The organism is Nocardioides sp. YR527 (assembly GCF_900101045.1).
Classification (GTDB): Bacteria; Actinomycetota; Actinomycetes; order Propionibacteriales; family Nocardioidaceae; genus Nocardioides.
On the sequence record NZ_FNFN01000001.1, the window covers coordinates 417,250 to 441,515 of the forward strand.

A 24,266-nucleotide genomic window follows, 5' to 3' on the forward strand; every position below is an offset into this window, starting at 1 on the left:
TCACCAGACCTCGAGGCGCTCGCCCAGGGTGCGCCCGAGCTCCTGGGAGTAGGTCGCGGTGAGGTGGTGGCCGTCGCGATGGGTGATCGTGTCGCCCACGACGGTGGTGCAGACGCCGACGCTGTCGCAGAACATGTCGTCGAGGTCGACGGTCTCGACGCGCGCCGCCTTGGCCGCCTGCATCTGCAGGTCGGCGCCGTCCTGCTGGCTCTCGAGCGGCTTGTAGGTGCAGGGCGAGAGCGTCTTGTTGCTGCTCAGGCAGGTGGCCGGGTCGAACTCGAGCGCCGGTACGTCACGCAGCCACACCGTGCGCTCGGCGGCGGGCTTCACCTGGGCCAGCAGGCGCTGGTAGCCGCGATAGACGGCGCGGCGTACGTCCTCGCGGTCGGTGTGCCGGCCCGAGGAGTCGTGGTAGGCGGCGCTGATCGGGCGCGAGGAGATCAGCAGCAGGTCGGGGCGGAGCTTCTTGACCGAGGAGAGCATGAAGTCGTGGAAGTCGTCGCACGACGTCATCGGCTCGGTGCTGTCGATCTTGTCGGGGGTGACCAGCGAGACGGTGCACTGGGGCATCGCCAGCATGTAGGCGCGGTAGCCGGAGCGTTCGGCGATCTCCTCGACCGCGGGCGTCCAGTGGCGGGCGTGGGAGTCGCCGATGACCACGATCGTCTTCTCGGCGTCGGCGTCACCACGAGGGCACAGCTTGCGTACCTTCGTCGAGTAGTAGTTGCACTCGCCGACCGACTCCACGTCGTCGGAGAGGTTGGTGAGGCCCGGCTTCAGGTTGGTCGGGATCGCCTGGTTCTTGCGGGCCGCGAGCACCGAGGCTCTCACCAGCGCGGGGAGGGCGTCGGGCTCCTGCGGCTCGGCGGCGGGCGGTGCGGCGCTCGACGCGGGTCGGTCGGGTTGCTTGGACGGTCCCGAAGAGGCGGAGGAATCGGCCTCGGCCAGCGTGATCGCCGGCTCGTAGCCGTCGCGGGCGGTCCCGGTGGCGTAGGTGTTGGCGCCGAAGCAGGTCACCGCGACCAGGGTGATGCTCAGCGGGTAGAGCGCCACCGGGCCCAGCGTGGCGGCCCGACCGAACGCCGGGCGGCGCCAGATGATGCCGCGCCGGAACGGTTCCTCGACGAAGTGGTAGGAGAGCCCCGACAGGCCGAGCGCGAGGGCGACGAGGAGCACCTGCTCCCACCAGCGCAGCTCGCGGCCCAGCTGCAGCTCGGCGAGGACCAGCACCGGGAAGTGCCACAGGTAGAGCGAGTAGGACCAGTTGCCGACGACCTGCAGAGGCGGCACCGACAGCAGCCGGCCGACCACCGTCGGGCCGTGCCACAGCGTGCCGGCCACGATGATGAACACGCTGCCGAGCACCGGCACCAGTGCCGGGGTGCCGGGGAACGGGGTCGCGTCGTTGAACTGCAGGCAGGCGCACACGATGAAGAACATCCCGAACGCCGAGAGCACCTGCGCCCGCCAGCGCGCGGTGGCGTCCTGCGGCCCGTCGTCGCGGAACGCGATCGCCGCGATCGCGCCCAGGCCGAGCTCCCAGGCGCGGGTGAACGGCGAGAAGTACGCCGCCTCCGGGCTGGTCCGGGTCAGCACCGCCGAGGCCAGCAGCGATGCCACGATGACGGCGCCGAGAGCGATGACCAGCACGCGCCTGCGCCGACGTTGGTCGGGCTTGGCGGTGCCCTCCGTCGTGGTGCTCCGGCCGCGGCGCCTCATCGCCCACAGGCAGCCCAGGATCATCAGAGGCCAGACCAGGTAGAACTGCTCCTCGACCGCGAGGGACCAGAAGTGCTGCAGCGGCGAGGGCGGCAGCGCCGCCGAGAAGTAGTCGGTCTCCAGCGACGCGAACCGGAAGTTGGCGGCGAACGCCGCCGACCACAGCGCGTCGAGGGCGATCTCGCGGGTGCGTACGAAGCCGAGGAAGAGCGCTGCGTAGACGACGGTCGCGAGCAGCACCAGCGTGGCCGCCGGCAGGATCCGGCGGGCCCGGCGCGCGTAGAAGCCGAGCAGGCTGACCCTGCCCTCGGTGCGTACCTGCCGCATGAGCTGCTGGGTGATCAGGAAGCCCGAGATCGCGAAGAAGACGTCGACGCCGACGAAACCGCCGGTCAGCGACCCGAAGCCGACGTGCAGCGCGACGACCGCGAGCACCGCGATCGCACGGAGGCCCTGGATGTCGGGACGATGCCGAGACGGGGTGGGGCCTGTCGACTCCACGAGCAGCCGCACCTCCCTCAGCCAAGCGCACTCGTCACATTCGTCGCGACGATAACTCTCGTAACCGGCCGATCCTGGTAGACGCGCCTAGTCCAGGTCGAGGTCGTCACCTGCTGCGACGGGTCCCGGCGTCGCCGGAAGTGGGGGAGGAGTGCCACCGAAGGCGGGGCACAGCGGCTTGTGGGCGCACCATCCGCACAGCTTTCCCGGGTTCGGCTGCCACTCGCCGGTCTCCTGGGCGGTGCGGATGGCCCGCCAGATCGCCTCGGCCTTGCGCTCGGTCGCGAGCAGGTCGGCCTCGTCGGGCACGTAGCGCAGGATGTCGCCGGAGCCGAGGTAGACCAGCTGCAGCATCGCCGGCACCACGCCCCGCGTCCGCCAGATCACCAGGGCGTAGAACTTGAGCTGGAACAGCGCCTTCGCCTCGTACGCCTCGCTGGGGATCTTCGAGGTCTTGTAGTCGACCACCCGGATCCGGCCGTCGGCGGCCACGTCGACACGGTCGATGAACCCGCGCAGCAGCAGCTTGGAGTCGAGCAGCGCCTCGACGTAGTGCTCGCGCTCGGCGGGTTCCAGACGGCGCGGGTCCTCCAGGTCGAAGTAGCGCCGCAGCACCTGCCGGCACGACTCCAGCCAGCCCTCCTCCGCCTCGTCGGCCCCGTCGGCCTCGGAGGTGAACAGCGTCGCCAGGGCCGGGTCGAGGCTGCGTACGTCCTCCCATGCCTGCTCCACCATCGACCTCGCCTGCCGCGGAGTGCGCTCGGGAGCGGGCAGGTCGAAGAGGTCCTCGAGCACCTTGTGCACCACGGTCCCGCGCGCGGCCGCCTCCGAGGGTGGCTCGGGGAGTTGGTCGACGGTGCGGAACCGGTAGAGCAGCGGGCACGAGGTGAAGTCGCTCGCGCGGCTCGGGGAGAGCGACCCCAGCACGTTGACGCCGTCGACCGGGGTCGACAGCGATTCGGCGGGTGAGGTGCTCATGACCTCGACACTATTGGCAAGCACCGACATCTCGGGTCGCCACCACCTGACAACCGCTGCTCAAGTACGCTCGGAATGTGGCAGACCCTGACCCACGCCCCGGCGGCGACAAGCCGGTCGAAGAGGCGGAGCCCACCTCCCGAGTCCCGGGCACGATCAAGGTCGGCTCCGTCGCCGGTAGCGACGTCCTGGTGACGCCGTCCTGGTTCCTCATCGCGGCGCTGATCGCCTGGCTGATGGCGCCCCAGATCGATGCCGTGGAGCCCGGCCTGGGCTGGTTGAGGTACGTCGCCGGCTTCGCCTTCGCGATCGTCCTTTACGGCGCGGTGCTGCTGCACGAGGCGGCGCACGCGATCGTCGCCAAGCGGCTCGGCTACCCCGTGGGTGTGATCATGCTCCACTTCCTCGGCGGTGCCACCTCCGTGGAGAAGGAGGCGAAGCGGCCTCGGGACGAGTTCTGGATCGCGGTCGTGGGCCCGCTGGTCTCGCTGGGGGTCGCGGCGGCCGCCTTCGGCGTCTCCGTGGTCGCCTTCGGCACCCCGTTCCGCACCACGTCCGACGGCCTGATCGGCCTGATCGTCTCCGGCCTGTGGATCACCAACCTGTTCGTCGGCGTGCTCAACCTCGTCCCCGGCCTGCCCCTTGACGGGGGGCGCGTGTTCAAGGCGGCCGTGTGGGGTGTGACCGGCAACATCAACCGCGGCAACATCGTCGCCGGGTGGGCCGGCCGCGTCCTTGCGGTCGTCGTGCTGCTGTGGCCCTTCATCCAGGGTCAGATCCTCGGTGTCCAGCCCGACCTCACCGACTACGTACTCGCCGTCATCATCGGCGTCTTCCTCTGGAGCGGCGCCTCCGCGGCGATCATGTCGGGGAGGGCGCGCATGCGGCTCCCGCTCCTCGTCGCCCGCGACCTGGCCCGCCGCACCCTGGCCGTCCCCGCCGATCTACCGCTCGCCGAGGCCGTACGTCGTGCCCAGGAGGCCGAGGCCGGCAGCATCGTCACGGTGAGCAGCGGTGGCGTGCCGATCGGTCTCGTCCACGAGGGCGCGCTGCTGGCGACCCCGGAGGATCGTCGTCCCTGGATGGCCACCTCGACGGTCACCCGTCAGCTCGAGGACGGCCTCACCCTCCCGGCCGACATCGACGGGGAGTCCCTGGTCAAGGCGATCTCCAAGACCCCGGCGCCCGAATACCTCCTGGTCGAGCCCGACGGCTCGATCTACGGCGTACTGGTCACCTCCGACGTCGACGCGGCCTTCCGCGCGGGAGCCTGAGCCGCGGTTTGCCGGGTTGGCCCGGGAAACGGGTAGCCTCGGCGGGTGTCAAGCGCTGATATCCCAGACATCCCGGCCGAGGCCCGAGCGGGCGTGCACCGCGGGCCACTTCGTGAGGGCGAGTGGGTGCGGCTGACCGACACCAAGGGTCGCCGCCACAACTTCGAGCTCGTCGCCGGCAAGCGCTTCTTCTCCAACAAGGGCCACATCGATCACGACGAGCTGATCGGCCGCGAGGAGGGCTTCACGGTCACCGCCTCGACGGGCGGCGAGTACCTGGTCTTCCGCCCGCTCCTGTCGGAGTTCGTGGTCTCGATGCCGCGCGGCGCAGCGGTGGTCTACCCCAAGGACGCCGCCCAGATCGTCGCCATGGCCGACATCTTCCCGGGTGCCTCCGTGGTTGAGGCCGGGGTCGGATCCGGCGCCCTGACCTGCTCGCTGCTGCGTGCGGTGGGCCCGTTCGGCACGGTCACCTCCTTCGAGCGTCGCGAGGAGTTCGCCGAGGTCGCCCGCAAGAACGTCGACCAGTTCTTCGGTACGCCGGCGGGGGAGTCCCACCCGAGCTGGTCGCTCAACCTGGGCGATCTCCAGGAGGAGCTCCCGCGCCAGCAGATCCGCTGCGACCGGCTGATCCTCGACATGCTCGCTCCGTGGGAGTGCGTCGACGCGGCTGCCGAGGCGCTCTACCCCGGTGGCATGGTCTGCGCCTACGTCGCGACCACCACCCAGCTGTCCCGCTTCGTCGAGACGGTCCGCGCCCACGGCGGGTTCACCGAGCCGCAGGCCTGGGAGTCGCTGGTGCGCGACTGGCACGTCGAGGGTCTCGCGGTGCGTCCGGGCCACAAGATGATCGGCCACACCGCCTTCCTCGTCACGGCCAGGAAGCTGGCGCCGGGCGAGCGTGCGCCGCGCAAGACGCGTCGACCTGCCCCCGGGGCGTACGGGCCTGACTACACCGGCCCGCGCCCGGCCGACATGCCGGTTCCCGAGCCGGTCGCGGAGATCCTGCCCGAGGATGGCGCCGAGGTGGACTGAGTCCGCTCCGCAACGGCGCACATCTTCCGGTGTGCCACGGGTCGACACGAACGTGGCCGCTGTCGACGAATAGTGTCCAACACCGGTAAATCCTTCTCCTCTCCTGCCCCTCTCCCTTGTAGGGTCGAAGCAGTAGAGGAGGTGTGCTGATGTCGACATCCGACGGATTCCATTCCGAGGGGCGCAGCCCCGAGGAGCTCGAGAGTCATGTCCGTTTCCTCGAAGCTGAGGTGACCGACCTGCGGCACAGACTGACCGAGATGCCCGGATCTTCGCGTGGCCTGGAGGCGCGGCTCGCCGACGCGCAGCGCTCCCTGGCCGCCGTTACGTCGCAGAACGAGCGACTCACCGTGACGCTTCGGGATGCCCGAGACCAGATCATCAAGCTCAAGGAGGAGGTCGACCGGCTGGCACAGCCGCCAGCAGGCTTCGGCACCTTCATCGAGCGCAACGAGGACGACTCGATCGATGTCTTCACCGGCGGGCGCAAGCTCCGGGTGACCGCATCGCCCAACGTCGACCTCGACGAGCTGCGCTATGGCCAGGAGGTCATGCTCAACGAGGCGCTGAACGTCGTGGCCGCGATGGAGTTCGAGAAGGTCGGCGAGGTGGTGATGTTCAAGGAGCTGCTCGCCGACGGTGAGCGCGCCCTGGTGATCGCCAATGCCGACGAGGAACGGGTCGTACGTCTCGCCGAGCCGCTCCTGCAGGACGCCATCCGCGCCGGTGACTCGTTGCTGCTCGAACCACGGTCGGGCTATGTCTACGAGAAGGTGCCGAAGTCCGAGGTCGAGGAGCTCGTCCTGGAGGAGGTGCCCGACATCTCGTATGAGTCGATCGGTGGCCTCGCCGGCCAGATCGAGCAGATCCAGGACGCGGTCGAGCTGCCGTACCTCTACCCCGACCTCTTCATCGAGCACCAGCTCAAGCCACCCAAGGGCGTGCTGCTCTACGGTCCTCCGGGCTGTGGCAAGACCCTGATCGCGAAGGCTGTCGCCAACAGCCTCGCGAAGAAGGTCGCCGCGAAGACGGGAGCGGACGGCAAGTCCTACTTCCTCAACATCAAGGGCCCCGAGCTCCTCAACAAGTACGTCGGCGAGACCGAGCGCCACATCCGCCTGGTCTTCCAGCGGGCTCGTGAGAAGGCCGCGGCCGGCACCCCGGTGATCGTCTTCTTCGACGAGATGGACTCGCTGTTCCGCACCCGTGGCACCGGTGTCTCCTCCGACGTGGAGAACACCATCGTTCCGCAGCTCCTCTCCGAGATCGACGGCGTCGAGGCTCTGGAGAACGTGCTGGTGATCGGTGCCTCCAACCGTGAGGACATGATCGACCCGGCGATCCTGCGTCCGGGCCGTCTGGACGTGAAGATCAAGATCGAGCGTCCCGACGCCGAGGGTGCTCGTGACATCTTCTCGAAGTACCTGGTCCCCGACCTGCCGCTGCACCCGACCGACGTGGGCGAGTTCAACGGCGACAAGCAGGCCACCGTCGACGAGCTGATCCGTACGGTCGTCGAGCGGATGTACACGGAGTCCGAGGAGAACCGCTTCCTGGAGGTCACCTACGCCAACGGTGACAAGGAGATCCTCTACTTCAAGGACTTCAACTCCGGCGCGATGATCCAGAACATCGTCGACCGGGCCAAGAAGATGGCCATCAAGTCCTTCCTGGACTCCGGCGAGGACTCCGGCCAGAAGGGTCTGCGGGTGCAGCACCTGCTCCAGGCCTGCGTGGACGAGTTCAAGGAGAACGAGGACCTCCCCAACACCACCAACCCCGACGACTGGGCCCGCATCTCCGGCAAGAAGGGCGAGCGGATCGTCTTCATCCGCACGCTCATCACCGGCAAGCAGGGCACCGAGCCCGGCCGTTCGATCGAGCAGGTCTCCAACACGGGTCAGTACCTGTAGCAGAGCCTGACGACAGGGCCCGCCGCCATCGTGGTGGCGGGCCCTGCGTACGTCTGGGCGTCGGTCAGCGTGTCCGCACCGAGACGAGCGCCGCGTTGCCTCGGGAGTCGACCTTCACCACCGCGACGGCGTCGCCGCCGTTGACGTCGGCCTCCACCTCCCGGGCGCGGTCCTGCGGTACGAAGAAGCTCTCGATGCCACAGCTGAGCCGCCAGCCGTCGTCGTGACACTTCAGGAACGGGCGCTCGGCGGGCCGTTCGGCTGACACCGTGGTGGCCTTCCAGACCTTGCCGCTTCGTGCCAGCGAGACGTACACGTCCTCGGTCTTCTCGGTCGAACGACTGCTGATGTCGGGGTAGGCGAGGTCGACGTAGGCACCACGGAGCGGGTCGATCGGGTCGACCGGCTCGACGCGGAGCCGGATCTCCTCGCCGGTCACGCGCGCGGAGAGCTGGCCGGCGACGGCGAAGCCGACGAGGCCGAGGTTGAGGATGCAGGTGAGGGCGACCCACCGGGGAGCGTTCATGGCAGAGCCTCACCGAGGTTGGCGGCCACGCCTCGTCGGGCGCGGTCGAAGACGAAGCCGGTGGCCAGCAGGAGCATGCCCAGCAGCAGGAAGAGGGTCGCGCCGGACATGATCGACGCGAAGACGGCGAAGCTCTGCATGGTCGTGAAGACGACGAGCGCGCCCGTGGCGAGCACGACGAGCAGGGTTCGGTCGCGTACGGAGCCGTCGACGGCGACGGCACCGGCCACGACGACGTACACCGCGATGCTGACGAAGGCGGACAGCCACGCCTCGCCGGACACGGTGTCGAGGTCGTCGACGTGGGGGTCCCAGGCGACCAGAGCGAGCCCGATCGGCACGATGAGCGCCGCGGTCAGCACCTCCCACCGCGACAGCCCCTTCGTACGCCCCACGGTCACACCGGTGAGGAGCACGGCGGTCACCAGCGCCACGAGGAGGGCCGGGCTCCACGCCAGGTCACGGTCGCCGACCTGCGGGATGGCGGCGACGAAGAGACCACCCAGGACGAGTACGCCACCTGCCAGCCGCCACACGTCGGCGAACCTCTCCCGGCGCCGGTCGTGCAGCGCGGCCATCGCGGTCGCGACTACGCCCCCGACAAGCACCGCGAACACGCCGGCGAAGGTGGACTCGCTGCTCGCCACCACCTGCCAGTCGAACCAGATCATCGTGGTCACGATGCCGACGACCAGCGGCGCCAGGCCCGCGCTCGCGTAGGCGTACACAAGCGCCCCGAGCCCCCACAGCCCCACCAGCGAGGGCTCGTACGCCGGCACCTGGAGGCTCTGCGCGGCCTGGAAGATCACGCCACCGAAGGCGATCGCCGCGATGCCGCGAAAGGCGCCACGCAGCGGCCGGGGGAGCGGGAGCGCCTCCGCAGAAGCGGTGAACCCGAGCCAGACCAAGACGATCCCGACGAACCGCACCAGCGGAGACAGCTCATCGAGGTTGGTCGCCACGAGCCACAGCAGTCCGACTCCCAGGAACGCACCACCGAGGTAGGAGATGACCCGCGTCAGCGAGCCGGCGCGAGAGGGGACGTACTGCCTCGTGATCGTGTCGGCGGCCTCCTCTGTGAGGATGCCCTCGTCCACCCAGCGGGCGGTCTCGTCGTTCAGCCAGTCGAGCCGCCTCGGCGCGATGGGTCGTGCTCGTGTGTCCATAGGACCATTGCAGCGGCTCGCAGGGGAGCGGCGCGTGAGCACACGTACTCAACTCCGGCCGTCCATTGCCTCCGCAGGCGGCGGCCAGCGTCTATTCGGCTGCGGGTGGGCGGTTCGCGGGGCTAGTGTTTGAGCGTTCGCGGGGCGGCCCGCACGAACGGGGGAGTCGGATGGCATCGTGGTTGTTGATCATGGTCGGAGCTGTGGTGCTCGTGGCCGTGCTCGGCGTCGTGGCGCTGGTCTGGGTCCTGTCCGGACGAGCCAAGCCGGGTGGCGTGATCGACCCGAACAACGACGCCGGGGTCCAGGCTGCCCATGCTCAGGCGCAGCGAACCAACATCCAGCACAACGTCGGGGACATGGGCCCCAGCATCTGAATCGCTAAGGTTGACTGACGTGGCAGACGAGATGGCGCGCAAGGACATCGAGGCAGGGTTGGAGACCCGCCATGAGTTGGGCGATGCGTTCGACGCGGAGCTGGTGGCCGGCTTCGCCGACCGGATCGAGAAGACCGTTCAGGATCGGGTCGGCGCCACCGCTGCCGCCCGAACCCTCGCCGAGCGCAACGAGTCGCGCACCTCGGTCTTCCAGTTCGTTCTGGGCGCCGGCTCGGCCGTGGCCGGCATCCCGATCAGCATCACCCTCGGCGTCACCGACAACCTCGGCGCCCTGGTGATCTCCTGGGTCGGCCTCGTCGGCGTCAACGTCGCCCACGCGCTGCGTACTCGTAAGCGCTGAGGGCGCGGGGGCGTCCCTTCGTCAAGGTATGCAGCCGAGGTAATACATCCCGTGCGGAACTCTGCTGGGGATGTGCGCCTTGAACTGCATACCTTGATGAAGGAACATGACGTACGCCGTGCCGATTGCCGTCCACACCCTGGTTCGATCGTGAGTTATCCACAGGGCGGCTGAACAGGGTTTCCCGGCGCGGGCCGCAGCGTGAGGGTTGCGGACATGGACGCACTTGAGTACTTCCTCGAGCGAGACGGCTTCTTCACGACCCGGATGGCCTTGGAGGTGGGGTACGCGAAGCGGGACATCACTCGCTTGACGCGCTCGGGCGAGTGGCACCGCATCCGCCGCGGTGCGTACGCGCCGGGATCCACCTGGCTCGAGCTCGACGAGGTCGCGCGGCATCAGGTCAGATCTCGAGCGGTGATGCGGTCGCTGGGCGATGCCGTGGCGTTGAGCCACACGTCCGCCGTCGTCGCCCATGGCATCGACATCTGGAACCTGCCGCTGGACCGGGTGCATGTGACTCGTCTCGATGGCGGAGCCGGCCGGATCGAAGGTGACGTCGTGCACCACGAAGGCTTCAGCCTGGATCACGAAGTGGTGGCAGCCGACGGGATGAAGGCGGTGCTCCCCGAGCGATGCGTGCTCGAAGCGGCGTCACGTGTCGACATCGAGACCGCCTGGTGCCTGCTGGACGCCGGCCTGCGGAGCAGGACGTTCGATCGAGACCGCCTGAAGGCGGCGTACGAGGTCGTCGAGCACTGGCCGTTCATGCACCGGGTGGGAGGCCTGGTTCCGTTCGCCGACGGACGGTCGGGGTCGATCGGGGAGTCTCGCGGAAAGCACCTGTTCCGTTCCTTCGGCCTCCCACAGCCGGAGCTCCAGTACGAGGTGCGTCGAGCTGACGGCTCGATCGCGGGAGTGACCGACTGGGCGTGGCCCGAGTTCGGTCTGCTGGGCGAGTTCGACGGGCGGACCAAGTACGGCCGCCTGCTCAAGCCGGGCCAGGATCCCGGTGATGTTGTCTTCGAGGAGAAGAAGCGCGAGGACGAGCTGCGCGAGCTGACCGGCTTCTGGATGATCCGTCTGATCTGGAGCGACTTCGCCAATCCCGCTGCCACCGCTGCCCGCATACGACGCGCGCTTCGCCGGGCCAGCTGAGCCGGCGAAAGGACCCGTCGCCCAAAGCGTTGGCGTGTTCCTTCGTCAAGGCGGTGTCCTGAGCCTGTCGAAGGGTATGCAGACGAAGCAACACATCCCGTGCGGAACTCCGCTAGGGATGTGTGCCCTCGGCTGCATACCTTGACGAAGGAGCCGCCCGCCCGACCGAGAGATACCCCCACGGCCGCGAGAACGACGGCCCGGGCAGATACGACCGCTCCAGAGCGTCGATGGTGAAGCCGGCGGCCTCGATCAGGCCCGCGATGTCGCGGGCGAGGTGGCAGCCGCCGAAGAGGCGCTGCTGGAGACCGTCGAGGCGGTGCTGCCAGCGGGCGACGCCGGGATCGGGGGCCCGGCCGTGCTCGAGGAAACCGAGGGTGCCGCCGGGGCGTAGGACGCGGCGCAGCTCGGCCAGGGCGCCGGCGACGTCGGGGATCGTGCACAGCGAGAAGGTGACCAGCGCGGTGTCGACCGAGGCGTCGGCGAGCGGGAGCTGGGCGCCGTCGAGCCCGACGCGGCTCACCGGGACCGATGAGCCCGTACGGCGCGGGGCCGAGAGCTGCCAGGCCACGTCGGAGGGCTCGACGGCGATGATCTCGGTGACCGCGGACGGATAGAGGCCGATGTTGCTCCCGCTGCCGAAGCCGATCTCGACGACCTGGCCGCGGAGACCGTCACAGGCCTGCTCGCGCAGCGGCTCGAGCTGCGCGATGCCGCAGGTGCGGTCCACGATGTGTGGCACCACCCGCGCTTCCCAGAGCCCCATGGGAGCTCACTCTTCCATCTCGCCGGTCCATTGGACACCGAGAAGCATCGAGTCCTCGCCCTCGACGAGCGTGGTGAAGCCGACGCGCTGGTAGAACCCGATCGCGCGGGTGTTGGCGGAGCTGACGCCGAGGTGCGCGCCACGTACGCCGGCGACGTGGAAGGAGCCGAGCATCATCCCGATCAGCTCCTTGCCGACGCCTTGGCCCTGGGCACGGGGGAGCAGGTTGATGTGCAGGTGTGCCGGGAACTCGCTGAGGATCTCGCCCAGCATCCGCGGCGGGCGGTGGATCTGGGACCGCAGACGGGCGTTCCAGTCGGTGCGGTCGTGGTCGGGCCCCGGGTCGGGGTTGACGACGCGGAGCGCGGGCCACCAGTCCTCCTCGCACTCCTTCTCGAAGGCACGGGTGAACGGGGTGCCGACGACGTAGCCCACGACGCCCTCGGAGTCGACCGCCACGAACCCGAGCCCCAGACGCAGCACGATGTAGGGGGCGGCGTAGATGTTCCCCGGCAGCCGCGGGTCGTCGTAGAACTCGGTGGCGTCCTCGCCCGATGCCCCGGTCAGCAGACAGATCGAGAAGAGATCGTCGAGGTCGTCGGCGGTAGCCCGCCGGATCTCAGGAGTGCCCATGGGCCAACCTCACCATGACCGCTGCCACGCTCCCCTCACCAGGTCTCCTCTCGGTGCCGCCCAGCCGAACAACCTCGGGCAACCTCAGCGTGGCGTGTGGATGCTCACGTGCCTTCGTGCACGTGGCCGGTAGCCTTGCAGGCATGAGCGAGCGTCAGCGAGCGACAGTCGGCCTCATGCCGCCACGTCCGTATTCTTGCGCTTGCGCTACGGAGGTGGCGGGATGAGCGTACGACGGGTGATGGGCACGGAGGTCGAATACGGAATTTCCGTGGCCGGGCAGCCCCAGGCGAACCCGATGGTCGCCTCGAGCCAGGTCGTCAACGCGTACGCATCCTCGACCCTGAAGGCGAGGAGAGCGCGCTGGGACTTCGAGGAGGAGTCGCCGCTGCGCGACGCGCGCGGCTTCGACATGTCGCGGCAGGTGGCCGATCCCAGCCAGCTCACCGACGAGGACCTGGGGCTGGCCAACGTCATCCTCACCAACGGCGCCCGGCTCTACGTCGACCACGCCCACCCGGAGTTCTCCTGTCCCGAGGTGACCAACCCGCTCGACGTGGTGCGCTGGGACAAGGCGGGTGAGCAGGTCATGCTCGACGCCTCCCGCGCGGCCGCGCGGCTGCCGGGCAACCCGCAGATCCACCTCTACAAGAACAACACCGACAACAAGGGTGTCTCCTACGGCGCGCACGAGAACTTCCTCATGCGCCGCTCGACCGCGTTCGCCGACATCGTCAAGCACCTGACCCCGTTCTTCGTCTCGCGGCAGGTCTTCGCCGGCGCCGGGCGGGTCGGGATCGGCCAGGAGCGTCCCAAGCACGGCTTCCAGATCTCCCAGCGCGCCGACTTCTTCGAGGTCGAGGTCGGGCTGGAGACCACGCTCAAGCGGCCGATCATCAACACCCGCGACGAGCCCCACGCCGACCCGGAGAAGTACCGCCGCCTCCATGTGATCCTCGGCGACGCCAACCTCGCCGAGATCTCGACCTACCTCAAGGTCGGGAGTACGTCGCTGGTGCTGGCCATGATCGAGGACGGCTACATCACCCGTGATCTCAGCGTCGACGGCCCGGTCTCGTCGCTGCGCGCGGTCTCTCACGACCCGTCGCTGAAGACGCTGATCACGCTCAAGGACGGTCGCAAGCTGACCGGTGTCCAGCTGCAGATGGAGTATCTGGACCTGGCCAAGAAGTTTGTCGAGGAGCGCTACGGCTCCGACGCGGACTACCAGACCAAGGACGTCCTGGAGCGCTGGGAGTCGGTGCTCGACCGCCTCGAGCGCGACCCGATGGAGTGCGCCGGCGAGCTCGACTGGGTGGCCAAGTACAAGCTCCTCCTCGGCTACCGCGACCGAGACGGTCTGGAGTGGGACGACCCGAAGCTCCATCTGATCGACCTGCAGTACGCCGACATCCGCCCCGAGAAGGGTCTCTACCACCGACTCGTCCGCGCCGGGCGGATCCAGCGCCTGATGACCGACGACCTGGTGGAGAAGGCGATGCACGAGCCGCCGAGCGACACCCGGGCCTACTTCCGCGGCCGCTGCCTGGAGAAGTACTCCGAGAACGTCGCTGCCGCCAGCTGGGACTCGGTCATCTTCGACCTGCCCGGCCGCGAGTCGTTGCAGCGGGTGCCGACCATCGACCCGCTGCGCGGCACGAAGAAGCACGTCGGAGGCCTGCTCGACTCCTCCGACACCGCCGTCGACCTCTTCAACCGGCTGACCGGTTCCTGAGCGTCGATCGCGACTCGTGCCACATCTCGGTCCAACGTTCGACTTCTGCTTCCTCCCGTAGCGAAATCGGGCATTGTTTCCTCAGGTTTGTCGGTGCTAGTGGATAGGTTGAAGACATGGCACAGGAGCAGAAGCAGCCGAAGAAGTCCTCCGAGACGGAGGAGTCCGTCGAGACCGCGCCCGAGACCGATGTGAATGAGCGCAAGGAAGCGCTTGACTCCGACGTCGACGACATCCTGGACGAGATCGACGACGTCCTGGAGACCAACGCCGAGGACTTCGTGAAGTCCTTCATCCAGAAGGGCGGGCAGTAGGAGATGTCCGAGTCCCGTATCCCGGCCGCCTACATGACGCCGGGCACCTCGTCCTTTGCCGATTTCCTGACCGCGCAGTCCCCAGAGCTGCTCCCGGGTCATCACCCGGTCCCGGCCAACCTGGGCGACATCGCGCCGCACGGCACCACGATCGTCGCGGCCACCTTCCCCGGTGGCGTGATCATCGCCGGTGACCGGCGGGCCACGCAGGGCAACCTGATCGCCGAGCGCGACATGCGCAAGGTCTTCCCGTCCGACGAATACTCCGCGGTCGGTATCGCCGGCTCCGCGGGGCTCGCGGTCGAGCTGGTCAAGCTCTTCCAGACCGAGCTGGAGCACTACGAGAAGATCGAGGGCACCACGCTCTCGATCGAGGGCAAGGCCAGTCGGCTCTCCGCCCTCGTCCGGGGCAACCTCCCGATGGCGATGCAGGGCCTGGTCGTGGTGCCGCTCTTCGTCGGGTTCGACCCTGATTCCGGCACGGGGAAGATCTACGGCTACGACCCGACCGGCGGCCGTTACGAGCAGACCGGATACTCCGGTGTCGGGTCCGGCTCGCTGTTCGCCAAGGGTGCCCTGAAGAAGCTCTACCGGCCCGACCTCGACGAGGCCACGCTGGTCGCGGTCCTGGTCCAGGCGCTCTACGACGCGGCCGACGACGACTCGGCCACCGGCGGCCCGGACCTGACCCGCAAGCTGTTCCCGCTGGTCCACGTGATCACCGCCGACGGCGGGCGGACGCTGCCCGACGCCGAGGTCGCGGCCGTAGCCGAGGCCGTCATCACCGGGAGGCTGCAGCGGCCCGACGGTCCCATCGCCGAGCTGGAGGGTGGCCGATGAGCACTCCGTTCTATGTCTCTCCTGAGCAGCTGATGCGCGACCGCGCGGACTTCGCGCGCAAGGGCATCTCCCGAGGTCGGGCGCTGGTCTCGCTGCAGTACGCCGACGGCATCGTGTTCGCCTCCGAGAACCCCTCGGCGGCGCTGCACAAGGTGAGCGAGATCTACGACCGGATCGCCTTCGCCGCGGTCGGGCGCTACAACGAGTTCGAGAACCTCCGCATCGCCGGCGTGCGACTGGCCGACATGCGCGGTTACGCCTACGACCGGCGAGACGTCACCGGCCGCGGCCTGGCCAACGCCTACGCCCAGACCCTCGGCACGATCTTCTCCTCGGGCGGGGAGAAGCCCTACGAGGTCGAGCTGTTCGTCGGCGAGATCGGCGACACCGCGGAGGCGGACCAGCTCTACCGGCTCACCTACGACGGCCAGGTCGTCGACGAGCACGGCTTCGCCGCCATCGGCGGTGCCGCCGAGGCCGTCGGTGGCTACCTCAAGGAGCGCTACACCGAGGGCGCCTCGCTCGAGGACGCCATCAAGCTGGCGGTCGCCGCGCTCGGTCACACCGAGACCGAGGACCGGGAGATCGAGGCGAAGAACCTCGAGGTCGCGGTCCTCGACCGCAACCGCACCCAGCCGCGCAAGTTCCGCAGGATCCGGCCGGCGACGCTGGTCGAGATCCTCGGCTCGGCCGCCCCGACCGCAGAGGTCGAGGCAGCCAAGCCGGCGGAGAAGCCGGCCGAGAAGCCGGTCGACGAGGCCCCGCTGGCCCCGCCGGCAGAAGACGACGGCGAGCCGCCGATCGCCCCGCCGATAAGCTGATCTCGGCGACGTGGGAGTGCTGAGGCGGTGGCCTCAGCACTCCCACGCCACATCTCAGGCGTCAGCCGATCTGGTCCGAGAGCGAGACGACGATGCCTTCGGGCCCGCGCACGTACGCCATCCGCACGACGTCCTCGTAGACGCCGACTCCGCCGACCAGCCCGTAGCCCTTCTCCGCCAGGGCCGCGAGAACCGCGTCGAGGTCGTCGACCTGGAAGCAGACGTTGCGCAGACCCAGGACGTTGGCCATCGCCTCGGGCGTGCCGGGCACATGGTCGGGACGTACGAACCGGGCGAGCTCGAGGGTGGTGTCGCCACCCGGCGGGCGCAGCATCACGACCTCGCAGCGTGATCCCGGGAGTCCGCAGACGGTGTCGATGAACTCGCCCTCGACGAACGTGCGTCCCTCGATCTCCAGGCCCAGGTCGACGAAGAACTCCGTGGCCAGGTCGATGTCGGCGACGGTGATGCCGACGTGGTCGAACTTCAACAGGTGTGTCATGACTGCCATCCTCGTGTTCGTCGGGTGTCTCTGCCCGGTGAACGAGGCCGACCGGCCGTTCTCTACACGTCAGGGTGGTTGGTTAGGGTCGCTTCTGTGGACGTCGAGGCGGAGAACGGCGCGCGCTCGGCGCCGGCGGGGTCGACGTGGCGACGCGGAAGGCCGCTGGTGCTCATCGCGGTGCTGCTCGCGCTGGTGATCGCGCTGCACGAGCTGGTGCCGAACCGCTGGGGCAACCTGGGTTCGCTGGTCGCGACGTTCCTGCCGTGGTTCGTCCTGGCGGTCCCGCTGCTGCTCCTCGGCGCGGCCCTACGTCGCTCGGCCCTCGCCGCGCTGCTCGCGCTGGCCCCGCTCGCCGCCTGGGTGGGCGTGTTCGGCCCACAGCTGATGCCCGTCGAGGCGGCGGCGTACGACCTCACGGTCGTCCAGCACAACGTCGCCGATGACAACGACGATGTCGCGCGGACCGTCGAGCTCCTGCTGGCCGAGGATCCCGACATCGTGGCGCTCGAGGAGCTCACCTCCGAGAATCTCCCGCAGTACGAAGCCGCGCTGGAGCCGACCTTCGAGCATCACACGACTCAGGGGACCGTCGGGCTCTGGTCGCGTCACCCGATCTCGGAGCGTACGCGGGTCGACATCCGCCCCGCGGGCATCGACGCGTCCTGGGACCGGTGCCTGCGAGCCGTCGTCCAGACCCCGGAGGGCGAGGTGACGGTCTACGTGGCGCACCTTCCCTCCGTCCGGGTGGGCCCGCGTGGGCTCGCGGCCTACAGCCGCAACCGGAGCGCGGAGCTGCTGGGGGAGGCGATCGCCGCGGATCCGGCGCCGGCGGTGGTGCTGGCCGGCGACCTCAACGGCAACCTCCTCGACCCCGGCCTCGCACCTCTGACCGAGGAGGTCTCGCGCGAGGAGCACGGGTTCCGGTTCACCTTCCCCTCCGCGCTCCCCGTCGTCCAGCTCGACCACGTGCTCGCACGCGGTGCCGAGGTGAGGGATCTGCGGGTGCTGCCGCGCTCCGGCAGCGACCATCTGCCGGTGGTGTCGCGCGTGTCGCTGGGTCAGTGACCGCTGAGCTGACCGGTCAGCCGCTCGTGCCGGTCGGCGCTGGACCGGTTCAGGCCGACGATGCGTACGGACTTGTTCTTGGCCTCGTACTTGTGGGTGATCGCGTCGAGGGTCGCGACCGTGGAGGCGTCCCAGATGTGGGAGTCGGAGAGGTCGATGACGATCTCGTCGGGGTCCTCGGCGTACTCGAACTGGGTGTAGAGGTCGTTGCTCGAGGCGAAGAAGAGCTCGCCGGCGACCCGGTAGACGGCCCGCACGCTCCCGTCGGCGTCCTCGACGAGCTCCCGGTGCGTCTGGGTCAGGTGCGCGACACGGCGCGCGAAGAGGGTCATCGCGACCAGGACCCCGACGATGACACCGATCGCGAGGTTGTGGGTCGCGACGGTGAACGCGACGGTCGTGAGCATCACCGCGGTCTCCGAGAGCGGCATCCGCCGCAGGGTGGCGGGCCGGATCGAGTGCCAGTCGAAGGCGCTGACCGAGACCATGATCATCACCGCGACCAGGGCGGCCATCGGGATCAGCGCCACGGTGTCGCCGAACCCGACGACCAGGACGAGCAGGAAGAGGCCGGCGAGGAAGGTGGACAGGCGCGTACGGGCGCCGGAGACCTTGACGTTGATCATCGTCTGACCGACGACCGCGCAGCCGCCCATGCCGCCGAAGAGGCCGGTGATCAGGTTCGCGAGGCCCTGAGCGCCGGCCTCGCGGGTCTTGTCGGAGTGGGTGTCGGTGATGTCGTCGACCAGCTTGGCGGTCATCAACGACTCGAGCAGGCCGACCAGCGCCATCCCCAGTGCGTAGGGGGCGATGATCTGCAGCGTGTCGAGGGTGAGAGGTACGTCGGGGAGGAACCAGGTCGGCAGGCTGTCGGGCAGCTTGCCCTGGTCGCCGACGTTCGGCACGTCGACCGCGCCGATGACGGTGAAGGCGGTGAGCGCGACGATCGCGACCAGCGGCGCCGGGATCACCTTGTTGATCCGCGGGAAGCCCACGATGACGGCGATACCGACGGCGATCATCGGGTAGACGGCCCAGGGCACGTCGACCATGTGGACGATCTGTGCCTGGAGGACGAGGATCGCGAGCGCGTTCACGAAGCCGACCATCACCGAGCGCGGGAGGAAGCGCGTCAGCCGGGCCACCCCTGCCAGCGCCAGGGCGACCTGGATCAGACCGCCCAGGAGCACCGTCGCGATCAGGTAGTCATAGCCGTGGTGCCGCATCACCGGCGCGATCACCAGCGCGACCGCGCCGGTGGCCGCCGAGATCATCGCCGGTCTCCCGCCCAGGAACGAGATCGCCACCGCCATCGTGAACGAGGCGAACAGCCCGACCCGCGGGTCGACCCCGGCGATGATCGAGAACGAGATCGCCTCGGGGATCAGCGCGAGCGCGACCACGAGACCCGCCAGCACCTCCGTACGCAGCAGCCGCGGTGAGCGCAGCGCGGCGAGCACGGTCGGCTCGGCCGGCCCGGAGGTGGCCAGGGGTGAAGGCACGGAAGTCGGTCCGATCGGTCGCGGCTGGCAGGATGAGCAGGACGAGAGAACGGTACTCTCACGTAACGTAAGGGTTGGCCTCGTCGACCGTGTGAGAAGGGACACCATGACGCGCAGTGCTGCCCCCGAAAGGGCGATGCGGATCGGCGAGGTGGCGGCGCGCACCGAGCTGTCGCTGCGCAGCCTCCGGCACTGGGAGGAGGTCGGCCTGCTGAGTCCCTCGGGGCGCAGCGAGGGCGGCTTCCGGCTCTACACCGAGGATGACGTCGACAAGATCCTGGTGATCCGCCGGATGAAGCCCCTCGGCTTCAGCCTCGAGGAGATGAAGGCGGTCATGGTCGACATCGAGATCCTGCGTGGGTCCGCGCCCGACCCTGCCGACGCCACCGCGGCTCGCGAGCGCCTCGCCGCGGTCCGGGCAGAGGCCGGCGTACGCCGCGAGAAGCTGGAACGACAGCTGGGGATGGCGGACGAGTTCATCGCGATTCTCAGGCGCGAGCTGCACTGACGTTCCGGAGGGTGGTCCGCCCCGCCGTGTCGTACCTCTGAACGCCTCCGGAGTGACCGCCGACCGTCTAGGGTTTCAAGTATGGACAGGCGCATCTTCGGCATCGAGAACGAGTACGGCGTGACCTGCACGTTCCGCGGCCAGCGGCGGCTGAGCCCGGACGAGGTGGCCCGCTATCTCTTCCGCAAGGTGGTGAGCTGGGGCCGCAGCTCGAACGTGTTCCTCCGCAACGGCGCGAGGCTCTACCTCGACGTCGGCTCCCACCCCGAGTACGCCACGCCCGAGTGTGACGACGTCATCTCGGTCGTCACCCACGACAAGGCGGGGGAGCGGATCCTGGAGGGGCTGCTCCTCGACGCCGAGCAGCGGCTGCACGACGAGGGCATCGCCGGCGACATCTACCTGTTCAAGAACAACACCGACTCGGCCGGCAACTCCTACGGCTGCCACGAGAACTACATGGTCAGCCGCGCCGGGGAGTTCTCCAAGCTCGCCGACGTGCTCATCCCGTTCCTGGTCACCCGTCAGCTCATCGTCGGCGCCGGCAAGGTCACCCACACCCCGCGGGGTGCCGGGTTCGCGGTCTCTCAGCGTGCCGAGCACATCTGGGAGGGCGTGTCCTCGGCGACGACACGGTCCCGGCCGATCATCAACACCCGCGACGAGCCGCACGCGGACGCCGAGAAGTACCGGCGGCTCCACGTCATCGTCGGTGACTCGAACATGTCCGAGACCACCACGATGCTCAAGATCGCGAGCTGCCACCTGGTGCTGCGGATGATCGAGGAGGGCGTCGTCCTGCGGGACATGACGATGGAGAACCCGATCCGCGCCATCCGCGAGATCGCCCACGACCTCACCGGCCGCCGCAAGGTGCGGCTGGCCAACGGCCGTGAGGCCAGCGCGCTGGACATCCAGAACGAATACCTGTCCAAGGCCCGCGAGTTCGTCGACCGCCGCGAGATCACCGACCCGACCATGATCGCCGCCCTCGACCTGTGGGAGCGCGGTCTGAAGGCGATCGAGTCCGACGATCTCTCCCTGGTCGACCGCGAGATCGACTGGGTGATCAAGTGGAAGCTGATCGACCGCTACCGCGCCAAGCACGGCCTTCCGCTGGGCCACGCCCGCGTCGCCCAGCTCGACCTCGCCTACCACGACATCCACCGCAACCGCGGCCTCTACTACCTGCTGGAGAAGAAGGGCGCGGTCAAGCGGGCGACCACCGACCTGAAGATCTTCGAGGCCAAGTCGGTGCCGCCGCAGACCACCCGCGCCCGGCTCCGTGGCGAGTTCATCAAGAAGGCGCAGGAGCGCCGCCGTGACTTCACCGTCGACTGGGTCCACCTCAAGCTCAACGACCAGGCCCAGCGCACCGTGCTGTGCAAGGACCCGCTCAAGGCGTACGACGAGCGCGTCCAGCGGCTCATCGACGGCATGTGACAACCCCTGCCGGGGTGGCTTCGCTGCGGGGTAACCACCGGGCGGATATGGTGTGCTCCGCTGTCGTCTCTCTCTATTTCACGTCACGAAGGTTTGCACTGTGCCCACTGCTCCTCGGCCTCGACTGCGCCACGCGCTGAGCGCGCTGGCCGTCACCCTGCTCATCCCGGCTCTGGTCGCCTGCGGCGGCGAGGAGAAGACGGGGTACGGCGACGAGACCGTCTCCGGCTTCGACGGCGTCACGGTCTCGGCTGCGGTCGACAAGGCGCCCACGCTGAAGTGGGAGTCCGCGATCGCCTACCCCAAGGACCCCAAGGTCAAGACGCTGACCGAGGGCGAGGGTGAGGAGATCCCGGAGGGTCGCGGCGTGTTCGCCAAGATCTACATCGGCAACGCCACCACCCTGGACAAGGACTGGGCCTACGAGAGCCAGGCCGCCGAGGGTGAGGAGCTCCCGGCGGACAAGCCGTGGAGCACCATCTTGAAGGGCGCCAAGGTCGGCGACCGGATCGAGGCCATCGTCGGCTCGGCCGACCTGCTCGGCGAGGGCGGCAACCCGCAGATGGGCATCGGCAACCACGACACGCTGCTCGTCGTCGTCGACGTGGTCAAGCCCGCCGCCGACAAGACGCCGAAGGACGTCGACGCCTCCGAGCTTCCGAAGGTCGTCGAGAAGAACGGCAAGCCGACCGGCTTCGACTTCACCGGCATCCCGAAGCCGAAGGCCGACGACGGGCTCAAGCGAGTCATCGTCACCGAGGGCGACGGCGAGGAGATCACCACCGACCAGACGGTCACCGCCAACTACCTCGGTATGACCTACGGCGCCAAGAAGCCCTTCGACGAGAGCTTCAGCAAGGAGGCCGTCCCGTTCGCCCTCAACCAGGTGGTCGCCGGCTGGACCAACGGCCTGGAGGGCGTCAAGGTCGGCAGCCGTGTTCTGCTGCAGATCCCGCCGGAGCTGGGCTACGGTGCTGAGGAGAAGCCGGGCCAGGGCGGCACGCCGGGGATCCCGGCCAACAGCACGCTCTACTTCGTCATCGACGTCGTCAAGGCCGAAGCCACCTCGGCGACGCCGTAGCAGAGTCTCTAGGGGGAGAAACACACCGTGGCGGCGGGTAAGACCGAGCGGTTGATGAACCTGCTCATCATGCTGCTCGTGCAGCGTGACAACGTGTCGAAGGAGCGGATCCGCGAGGTCCTCTACCCGTCGTCCCACGGTGAGGCGTTCGAGAAGATGTTCGAGCGCGACAAGGAAGAGCTGCGCAGCCTCGGGGTGCCGATCGAGACCGGCGTGATCGACTCCTTCTTCGAGGACGAGATCGGCTACCGGGTCAGCCCCGAGCAGTTCGCGCTGCCGCCGATCACCCTCGAGGCCGACGAGCTCGCGGTCGTCGCCCTGGCCACCAAGGTCTGGGAGAACGCCTCGATGGCGGAGGCGACCACGGAGGCCGTACGCAAGCTCAACGCCGCCGGGCTCGAGACCGACGTCTCGGCGCTGGAGATCGTCCAGCCGCGGTTGGCCGCGGAGGAGGGCTCCTTCGACGTCTTCGTGGCCGCGACCCAGGACCGGCAGGTCGTCGAGTTCGACTACCGCGGGTCGCGGGCGGCCGAGCCGTCCCATCGGCGGCTGCAGCCGTGGGGCGTGGTGCGCTACTCGGGCCGTTGGTACGCCGTCGGCCACGACGTCGACCGCGACGACACCCGAATCTTCCGGCTCTCCCGCGTCCTGGGGGAGGCTCGGGCGGTCGGCGAGTTCGATGCCTTCGAGGTCCCGGCCGAGGTGGACGTACGCGATATCGCACGAACCCTGGCACCGGCGCCGCCCACGGGGAAGGCCGTCCTGCTGCTGCGGCAGGGGAGCGGCTACACGCTGCGAAGGGCCGCCGACTCCACCGAGCCCGGGGTGACCGGTCCCGATGGCCGTGACGACTGGGACCGGGTGGTGCTGACCCGGGTGCCCGCCGACCTGGTCGGGGCGGTGCTGGGGCACGGCCCCGACGCCTACGTCGAGGAGCCCGAGGACCTGCGCCGCGAGGTCGGGGCCCGACTCGAGCGGCTGGTCGCGCGCCTGGACGGAGCCGGCCGATGAGCGCCGCCGGAGCGAACGCGACGGGTGCCAAGGGGCAGGTGGGACGGCTGCTGACGCTGGTGCCCTACCTCTACTCCCAGATCGAGGACGTACGCCTCGACAAGGCCGCCGCTGACCTCGGCGTCGAGGAGAAGCAGCTGGTCAAGGACCTGCAGGTGCTCTTCATGTGCGGCCTGCCCGGCGGCTATCCCGATGACCTGATCGACGTCGACATCGACGCCTTGACGGAGCCCGACGGCGACCGGGTCATCCGGATCTCCAACGCCGACTACCTCGACCGCCAGCTGCGGCTCACCCCGATCGAGGCCACCGCCGTGATCGTCGCGCTGCGTGCGCTGCGGGGCGGAGCGGTGAGCGTGGAGACCAAGGAGGTCGTCGACCGGACCCTGGCCAAGCTCGAGCAGGCCGCCGCCGAGGGGGCTGCGGGCAGCGTAGACCCCGGCGAGGAGCCGGTCGACACCTCGCTCGTCCAGATCCATGCCGCGATCGCGACCGCGATCGACCAGGGCCGCCAGGTACGCATCGACTACTGGGTCCCGGCGCGCGACGAGGAGTCGTCCCGCGTCATCGACCCCCGCGCCCTGGTCTCGATCCGTGACATCGAGTACCTCGACGCCTGGTGCCACACCGCCGAGGCGCCGCGCAGCTTCCGTCTCGACCGGATCAGGGGCGCCGAGGTGCTCGACACCCCGATCGTGGCCGCTCCGGAGACGGGTGAAGGGGCGGGCCTCGACGACGAGAGCGGGTCGGTGCTGCGTACGGACTCGGGCACGGTGGTCCGGGTGCGACTGTCTCCGGAGGCTCGCTGGGTCGGTGAGTACTATGCGGTGCTCGACCCGGTGGAGCTGCCGGGCGGCGGGCTCGAGGTGGGGCTGCGGGTCTACGACGAGCGCTGGCTCACCCGGCTGCTGCTTCGACTGGCCCCCTATGCTGAGGTCCTCGACGAGCAATCGTTCACCGAATCGTTTGCCGCGACTGCACGACAGGCTCTCGGCCTGTACCGTTCGGACGCGTAGACTTCTGACGTTCCCCCT

Annotated in this window: 24 protein-coding genes; 16 read left to right on the plus strand and 8 right to left on the minus strand. The window is 68.9% G+C overall.

What is annotated here, in order from left to right; all coding sequences use genetic code 11:
- Positions 1-2,232, minus strand: a complete 2,232-nt coding sequence (locus tag BLT25_RS01955) for an acyltransferase family protein (protein WP_176883542.1) — start codon at positions 2,230-2,232, stop codon at positions 1-3.
- Positions 2,233-2,307: 75 nt separating this feature from the next.
- A complete protein-coding gene (locus tag BLT25_RS01960) occupies positions 2,308-3,198 on the minus strand; it encodes a RecB family exonuclease (protein WP_091041338.1) in 891 nt (296 codons plus the stop codon).
- A 77-nt stretch (positions 3,199-3,275) separates the two neighbouring features.
- Here BLT25_RS01960 and BLT25_RS29675 point away from each other — a divergent pair, with 77 nt between their 5' ends.
- The 3 genes from BLT25_RS29675 to arc all read left to right on the plus strand — a co-directional run bounded on the left by BLT25_RS29675 (position 3,276) and on the right by arc (position 7,420).
- Positions 3,276-4,472 carry a site-2 protease family protein gene (locus BLT25_RS29675; RefSeq protein WP_091041340.1) on the plus strand — a complete coding sequence of 399 codons (1,197 nt, stop codon included), beginning with the start codon at positions 3,276-3,278 and terminating at the stop codon, positions 4,470-4,472.
- 45 nt (positions 4,473-4,517) lie between these two features.
- On the plus strand, positions 4,518-5,507 hold the full coding sequence (locus BLT25_RS01970) for a tRNA (adenine-N1)-methyltransferase (RefSeq protein ID WP_305367615.1): 990 nt from the start codon (positions 4,518-4,520) through the stop codon (positions 5,505-5,507).
- 149 nt (positions 5,508-5,656) lie between these two features.
- Positions 5,657-7,420: a proteasome ATPase gene (arc, locus tag BLT25_RS01975; protein WP_091041342.1), complete on the plus strand. Its 1,764-nt coding sequence runs from the start codon at positions 5,657-5,659 to the stop codon at positions 7,418-7,420.
- Between the two features lie 64 nt (positions 7,421-7,484).
- On the opposite strand, the gene BLT25_RS01980 is transcribed toward arc, so the two are convergent.
- Together BLT25_RS01980 and BLT25_RS01985 are read right to left on the minus strand one after the other, a co-directional pair.
- A complete protein-coding gene (locus BLT25_RS01980) occupies positions 7,485-7,946 on the minus strand; it encodes a GDYXXLXY domain-containing protein (RefSeq protein ID WP_091041344.1) in 462 nt (153 codons plus the stop codon).
- Entirely contained in the window at positions 7,943-9,112 is a 1,170-nt protein-coding gene (locus tag BLT25_RS01985; protein ID WP_091041346.1) for a DUF2157 domain-containing protein, read from the minus strand. The genes BLT25_RS01980 and BLT25_RS01985 overlap by 4 nt, the downstream gene beginning before the upstream one ends.
- Before the next feature lie 191 nt (positions 9,113-9,303).
- Here BLT25_RS01985 and BLT25_RS01990 point away from each other — a divergent pair, with 191 nt between their 5' ends.
- The 3 genes from BLT25_RS01990 to BLT25_RS02000 all read left to right on the plus strand — a co-directional run bounded on the left by BLT25_RS01990 (position 9,304) and on the right by BLT25_RS02000 (position 11,008).
- Positions 9,304-9,489, plus strand: coding sequence for a hypothetical protein (locus tag BLT25_RS01990; protein ID WP_143033614.1), 186 nt, complete (start codon positions 9,304-9,306; stop codon positions 9,487-9,489).
- Between the two features lie 19 nt (positions 9,490-9,508).
- On the plus strand, positions 9,509-9,850 hold the full coding sequence (locus tag BLT25_RS01995; protein WP_091041348.1) for a hypothetical protein: 342 nt from the start codon (positions 9,509-9,511) through the stop codon (positions 9,848-9,850).
- 216 nt (positions 9,851-10,066) lie between these two features.
- Positions 10,067-11,008 carry a type IV toxin-antitoxin system AbiEi family antitoxin domain-containing protein gene (locus BLT25_RS02000; RefSeq protein ID WP_091041350.1) on the plus strand — a complete coding sequence of 314 codons (942 nt, stop codon included), beginning with the start codon at positions 10,067-10,069 and terminating at the stop codon, positions 11,006-11,008.
- A 112-nt stretch (positions 11,009-11,120) separates the two neighbouring features.
- On the opposite strand, the gene BLT25_RS02005 is transcribed toward BLT25_RS02000, so the two are convergent.
- Positions 11,121-11,774 carry a class I SAM-dependent methyltransferase gene (locus BLT25_RS02005; protein WP_091041351.1) on the minus strand — a complete coding sequence of 218 codons (654 nt, stop codon included), beginning with the start codon at positions 11,772-11,774 and terminating at the stop codon, positions 11,121-11,123.
- Between the two features lie 6 nt (positions 11,775-11,780).
- Positions 11,781-12,407 (minus strand): GNAT family N-acetyltransferase, encoded by a 627-nt coding sequence (locus tag BLT25_RS02010; RefSeq protein ID WP_091041353.1) that lies wholly within the window; start codon positions 12,405-12,407, stop codon positions 11,781-11,783.
- Between the two features lie 223 nt (positions 12,408-12,630).
- On the opposite strand from BLT25_RS02010, the gene dop reads away from it, so the two are divergent.
- The 4 genes from dop to prcA all read left to right on the plus strand — a co-directional run bounded on the left by dop (position 12,631) and on the right by prcA (position 16,117).
- Positions 12,631-14,142: a depupylase/deamidase Dop gene (gene dop / locus BLT25_RS02015; protein ID WP_091041354.1), complete on the plus strand. Its 1,512-nt coding sequence runs from the start codon at positions 12,631-12,633 to the stop codon at positions 14,140-14,142.
- Positions 14,143-14,258: 116 nt separating this feature from the next.
- Positions 14,259-14,456, plus strand: a complete 198-nt coding sequence (locus BLT25_RS02020) for a ubiquitin-like protein Pup (RefSeq protein WP_008356645.1) — start codon at positions 14,259-14,261, stop codon at positions 14,454-14,456.
- 3 nt (positions 14,457-14,459) lie between these two features.
- Positions 14,460-15,296, plus strand: coding sequence for a proteasome subunit beta (gene prcB, locus BLT25_RS02025; protein WP_091041355.1), 837 nt, complete (start codon positions 14,460-14,462; stop codon positions 15,294-15,296).
- Positions 15,293-16,117 carry a proteasome subunit alpha gene (prcA, locus tag BLT25_RS02030; protein WP_091041356.1) on the plus strand — a complete coding sequence of 275 codons (825 nt, stop codon included), beginning with the start codon at positions 15,293-15,295 and terminating at the stop codon, positions 16,115-16,117. The genes prcB and prcA overlap by 4 nt, the downstream gene beginning before the upstream one ends.
- Positions 16,118-16,178: 61 nt before the next feature.
- Here prcA and BLT25_RS02035 read toward each other — a convergent pair whose 3' ends face one another.
- Complete coding sequence (locus tag BLT25_RS02035) at positions 16,179-16,619, minus strand: VOC family protein (protein WP_091041357.1); 441 nt, start codon at positions 16,617-16,619, stop codon at positions 16,179-16,181.
- A gap of 96 nt (positions 16,620-16,715) precedes the next feature.
- On the opposite strand from BLT25_RS02035, the gene BLT25_RS02040 reads away from it, so the two are divergent.
- Positions 16,716-17,687 (plus strand): endonuclease/exonuclease/phosphatase family protein, encoded by a 972-nt coding sequence (locus BLT25_RS02040; RefSeq protein ID WP_218131210.1) that lies wholly within the window; start codon positions 16,716-16,718, stop codon positions 17,685-17,687.
- Here BLT25_RS02040 and BLT25_RS02045 read toward each other — a convergent pair.
- Positions 17,681-19,147 (minus strand): SulP family inorganic anion transporter, encoded by a 1,467-nt coding sequence (locus BLT25_RS02045; protein WP_371113319.1) that lies wholly within the window; start codon positions 19,145-19,147, stop codon positions 17,681-17,683. The genes BLT25_RS02040 and BLT25_RS02045 overlap by 7 nt on opposite strands.
- A 148-nt stretch (positions 19,148-19,295) precedes the next feature.
- Between BLT25_RS02045 and BLT25_RS02050 the strand changes: the two genes are divergently transcribed.
- From BLT25_RS02050 to BLT25_RS02070, 5 genes are all read left to right on the plus strand, one after another.
- On the plus strand, positions 19,296-19,697 hold the full coding sequence (locus tag BLT25_RS02050; protein WP_091041359.1) for a MerR family transcriptional regulator: 402 nt from the start codon (positions 19,296-19,298) through the stop codon (positions 19,695-19,697).
- Between the two features lie 81 nt (positions 19,698-19,778).
- Entirely contained in the window at positions 19,779-21,140 is a 1,362-nt protein-coding gene (gene pafA, locus BLT25_RS02055) for a Pup--protein ligase (protein ID WP_091041360.1), read from the plus strand.
- Between the two features lie 100 nt (positions 21,141-21,240).
- On the plus strand, positions 21,241-22,221 hold the full coding sequence (locus BLT25_RS02060) for an FKBP-type peptidyl-prolyl cis-trans isomerase (RefSeq protein WP_091041361.1): 981 nt from the start codon (positions 21,241-21,243) through the stop codon (positions 22,219-22,221).
- A gap of 27 nt (positions 22,222-22,248) precedes the next feature.
- On the plus strand, positions 22,249-23,232 hold the full coding sequence (locus BLT25_RS02065) for a helix-turn-helix transcriptional regulator (protein WP_091041363.1): 984 nt from the start codon (positions 22,249-22,251) through the stop codon (positions 23,230-23,232).
- Complete coding sequence (locus tag BLT25_RS02070; protein WP_091041364.1) at positions 23,229-24,248, plus strand: helix-turn-helix transcriptional regulator; 1,020 nt, start codon at positions 23,229-23,231, stop codon at positions 24,246-24,248. The genes BLT25_RS02065 and BLT25_RS02070 overlap by 4 nt, the downstream gene beginning before the upstream one ends.
- Positions 24,249-24,266 lie beyond the last annotated feature (18 nt).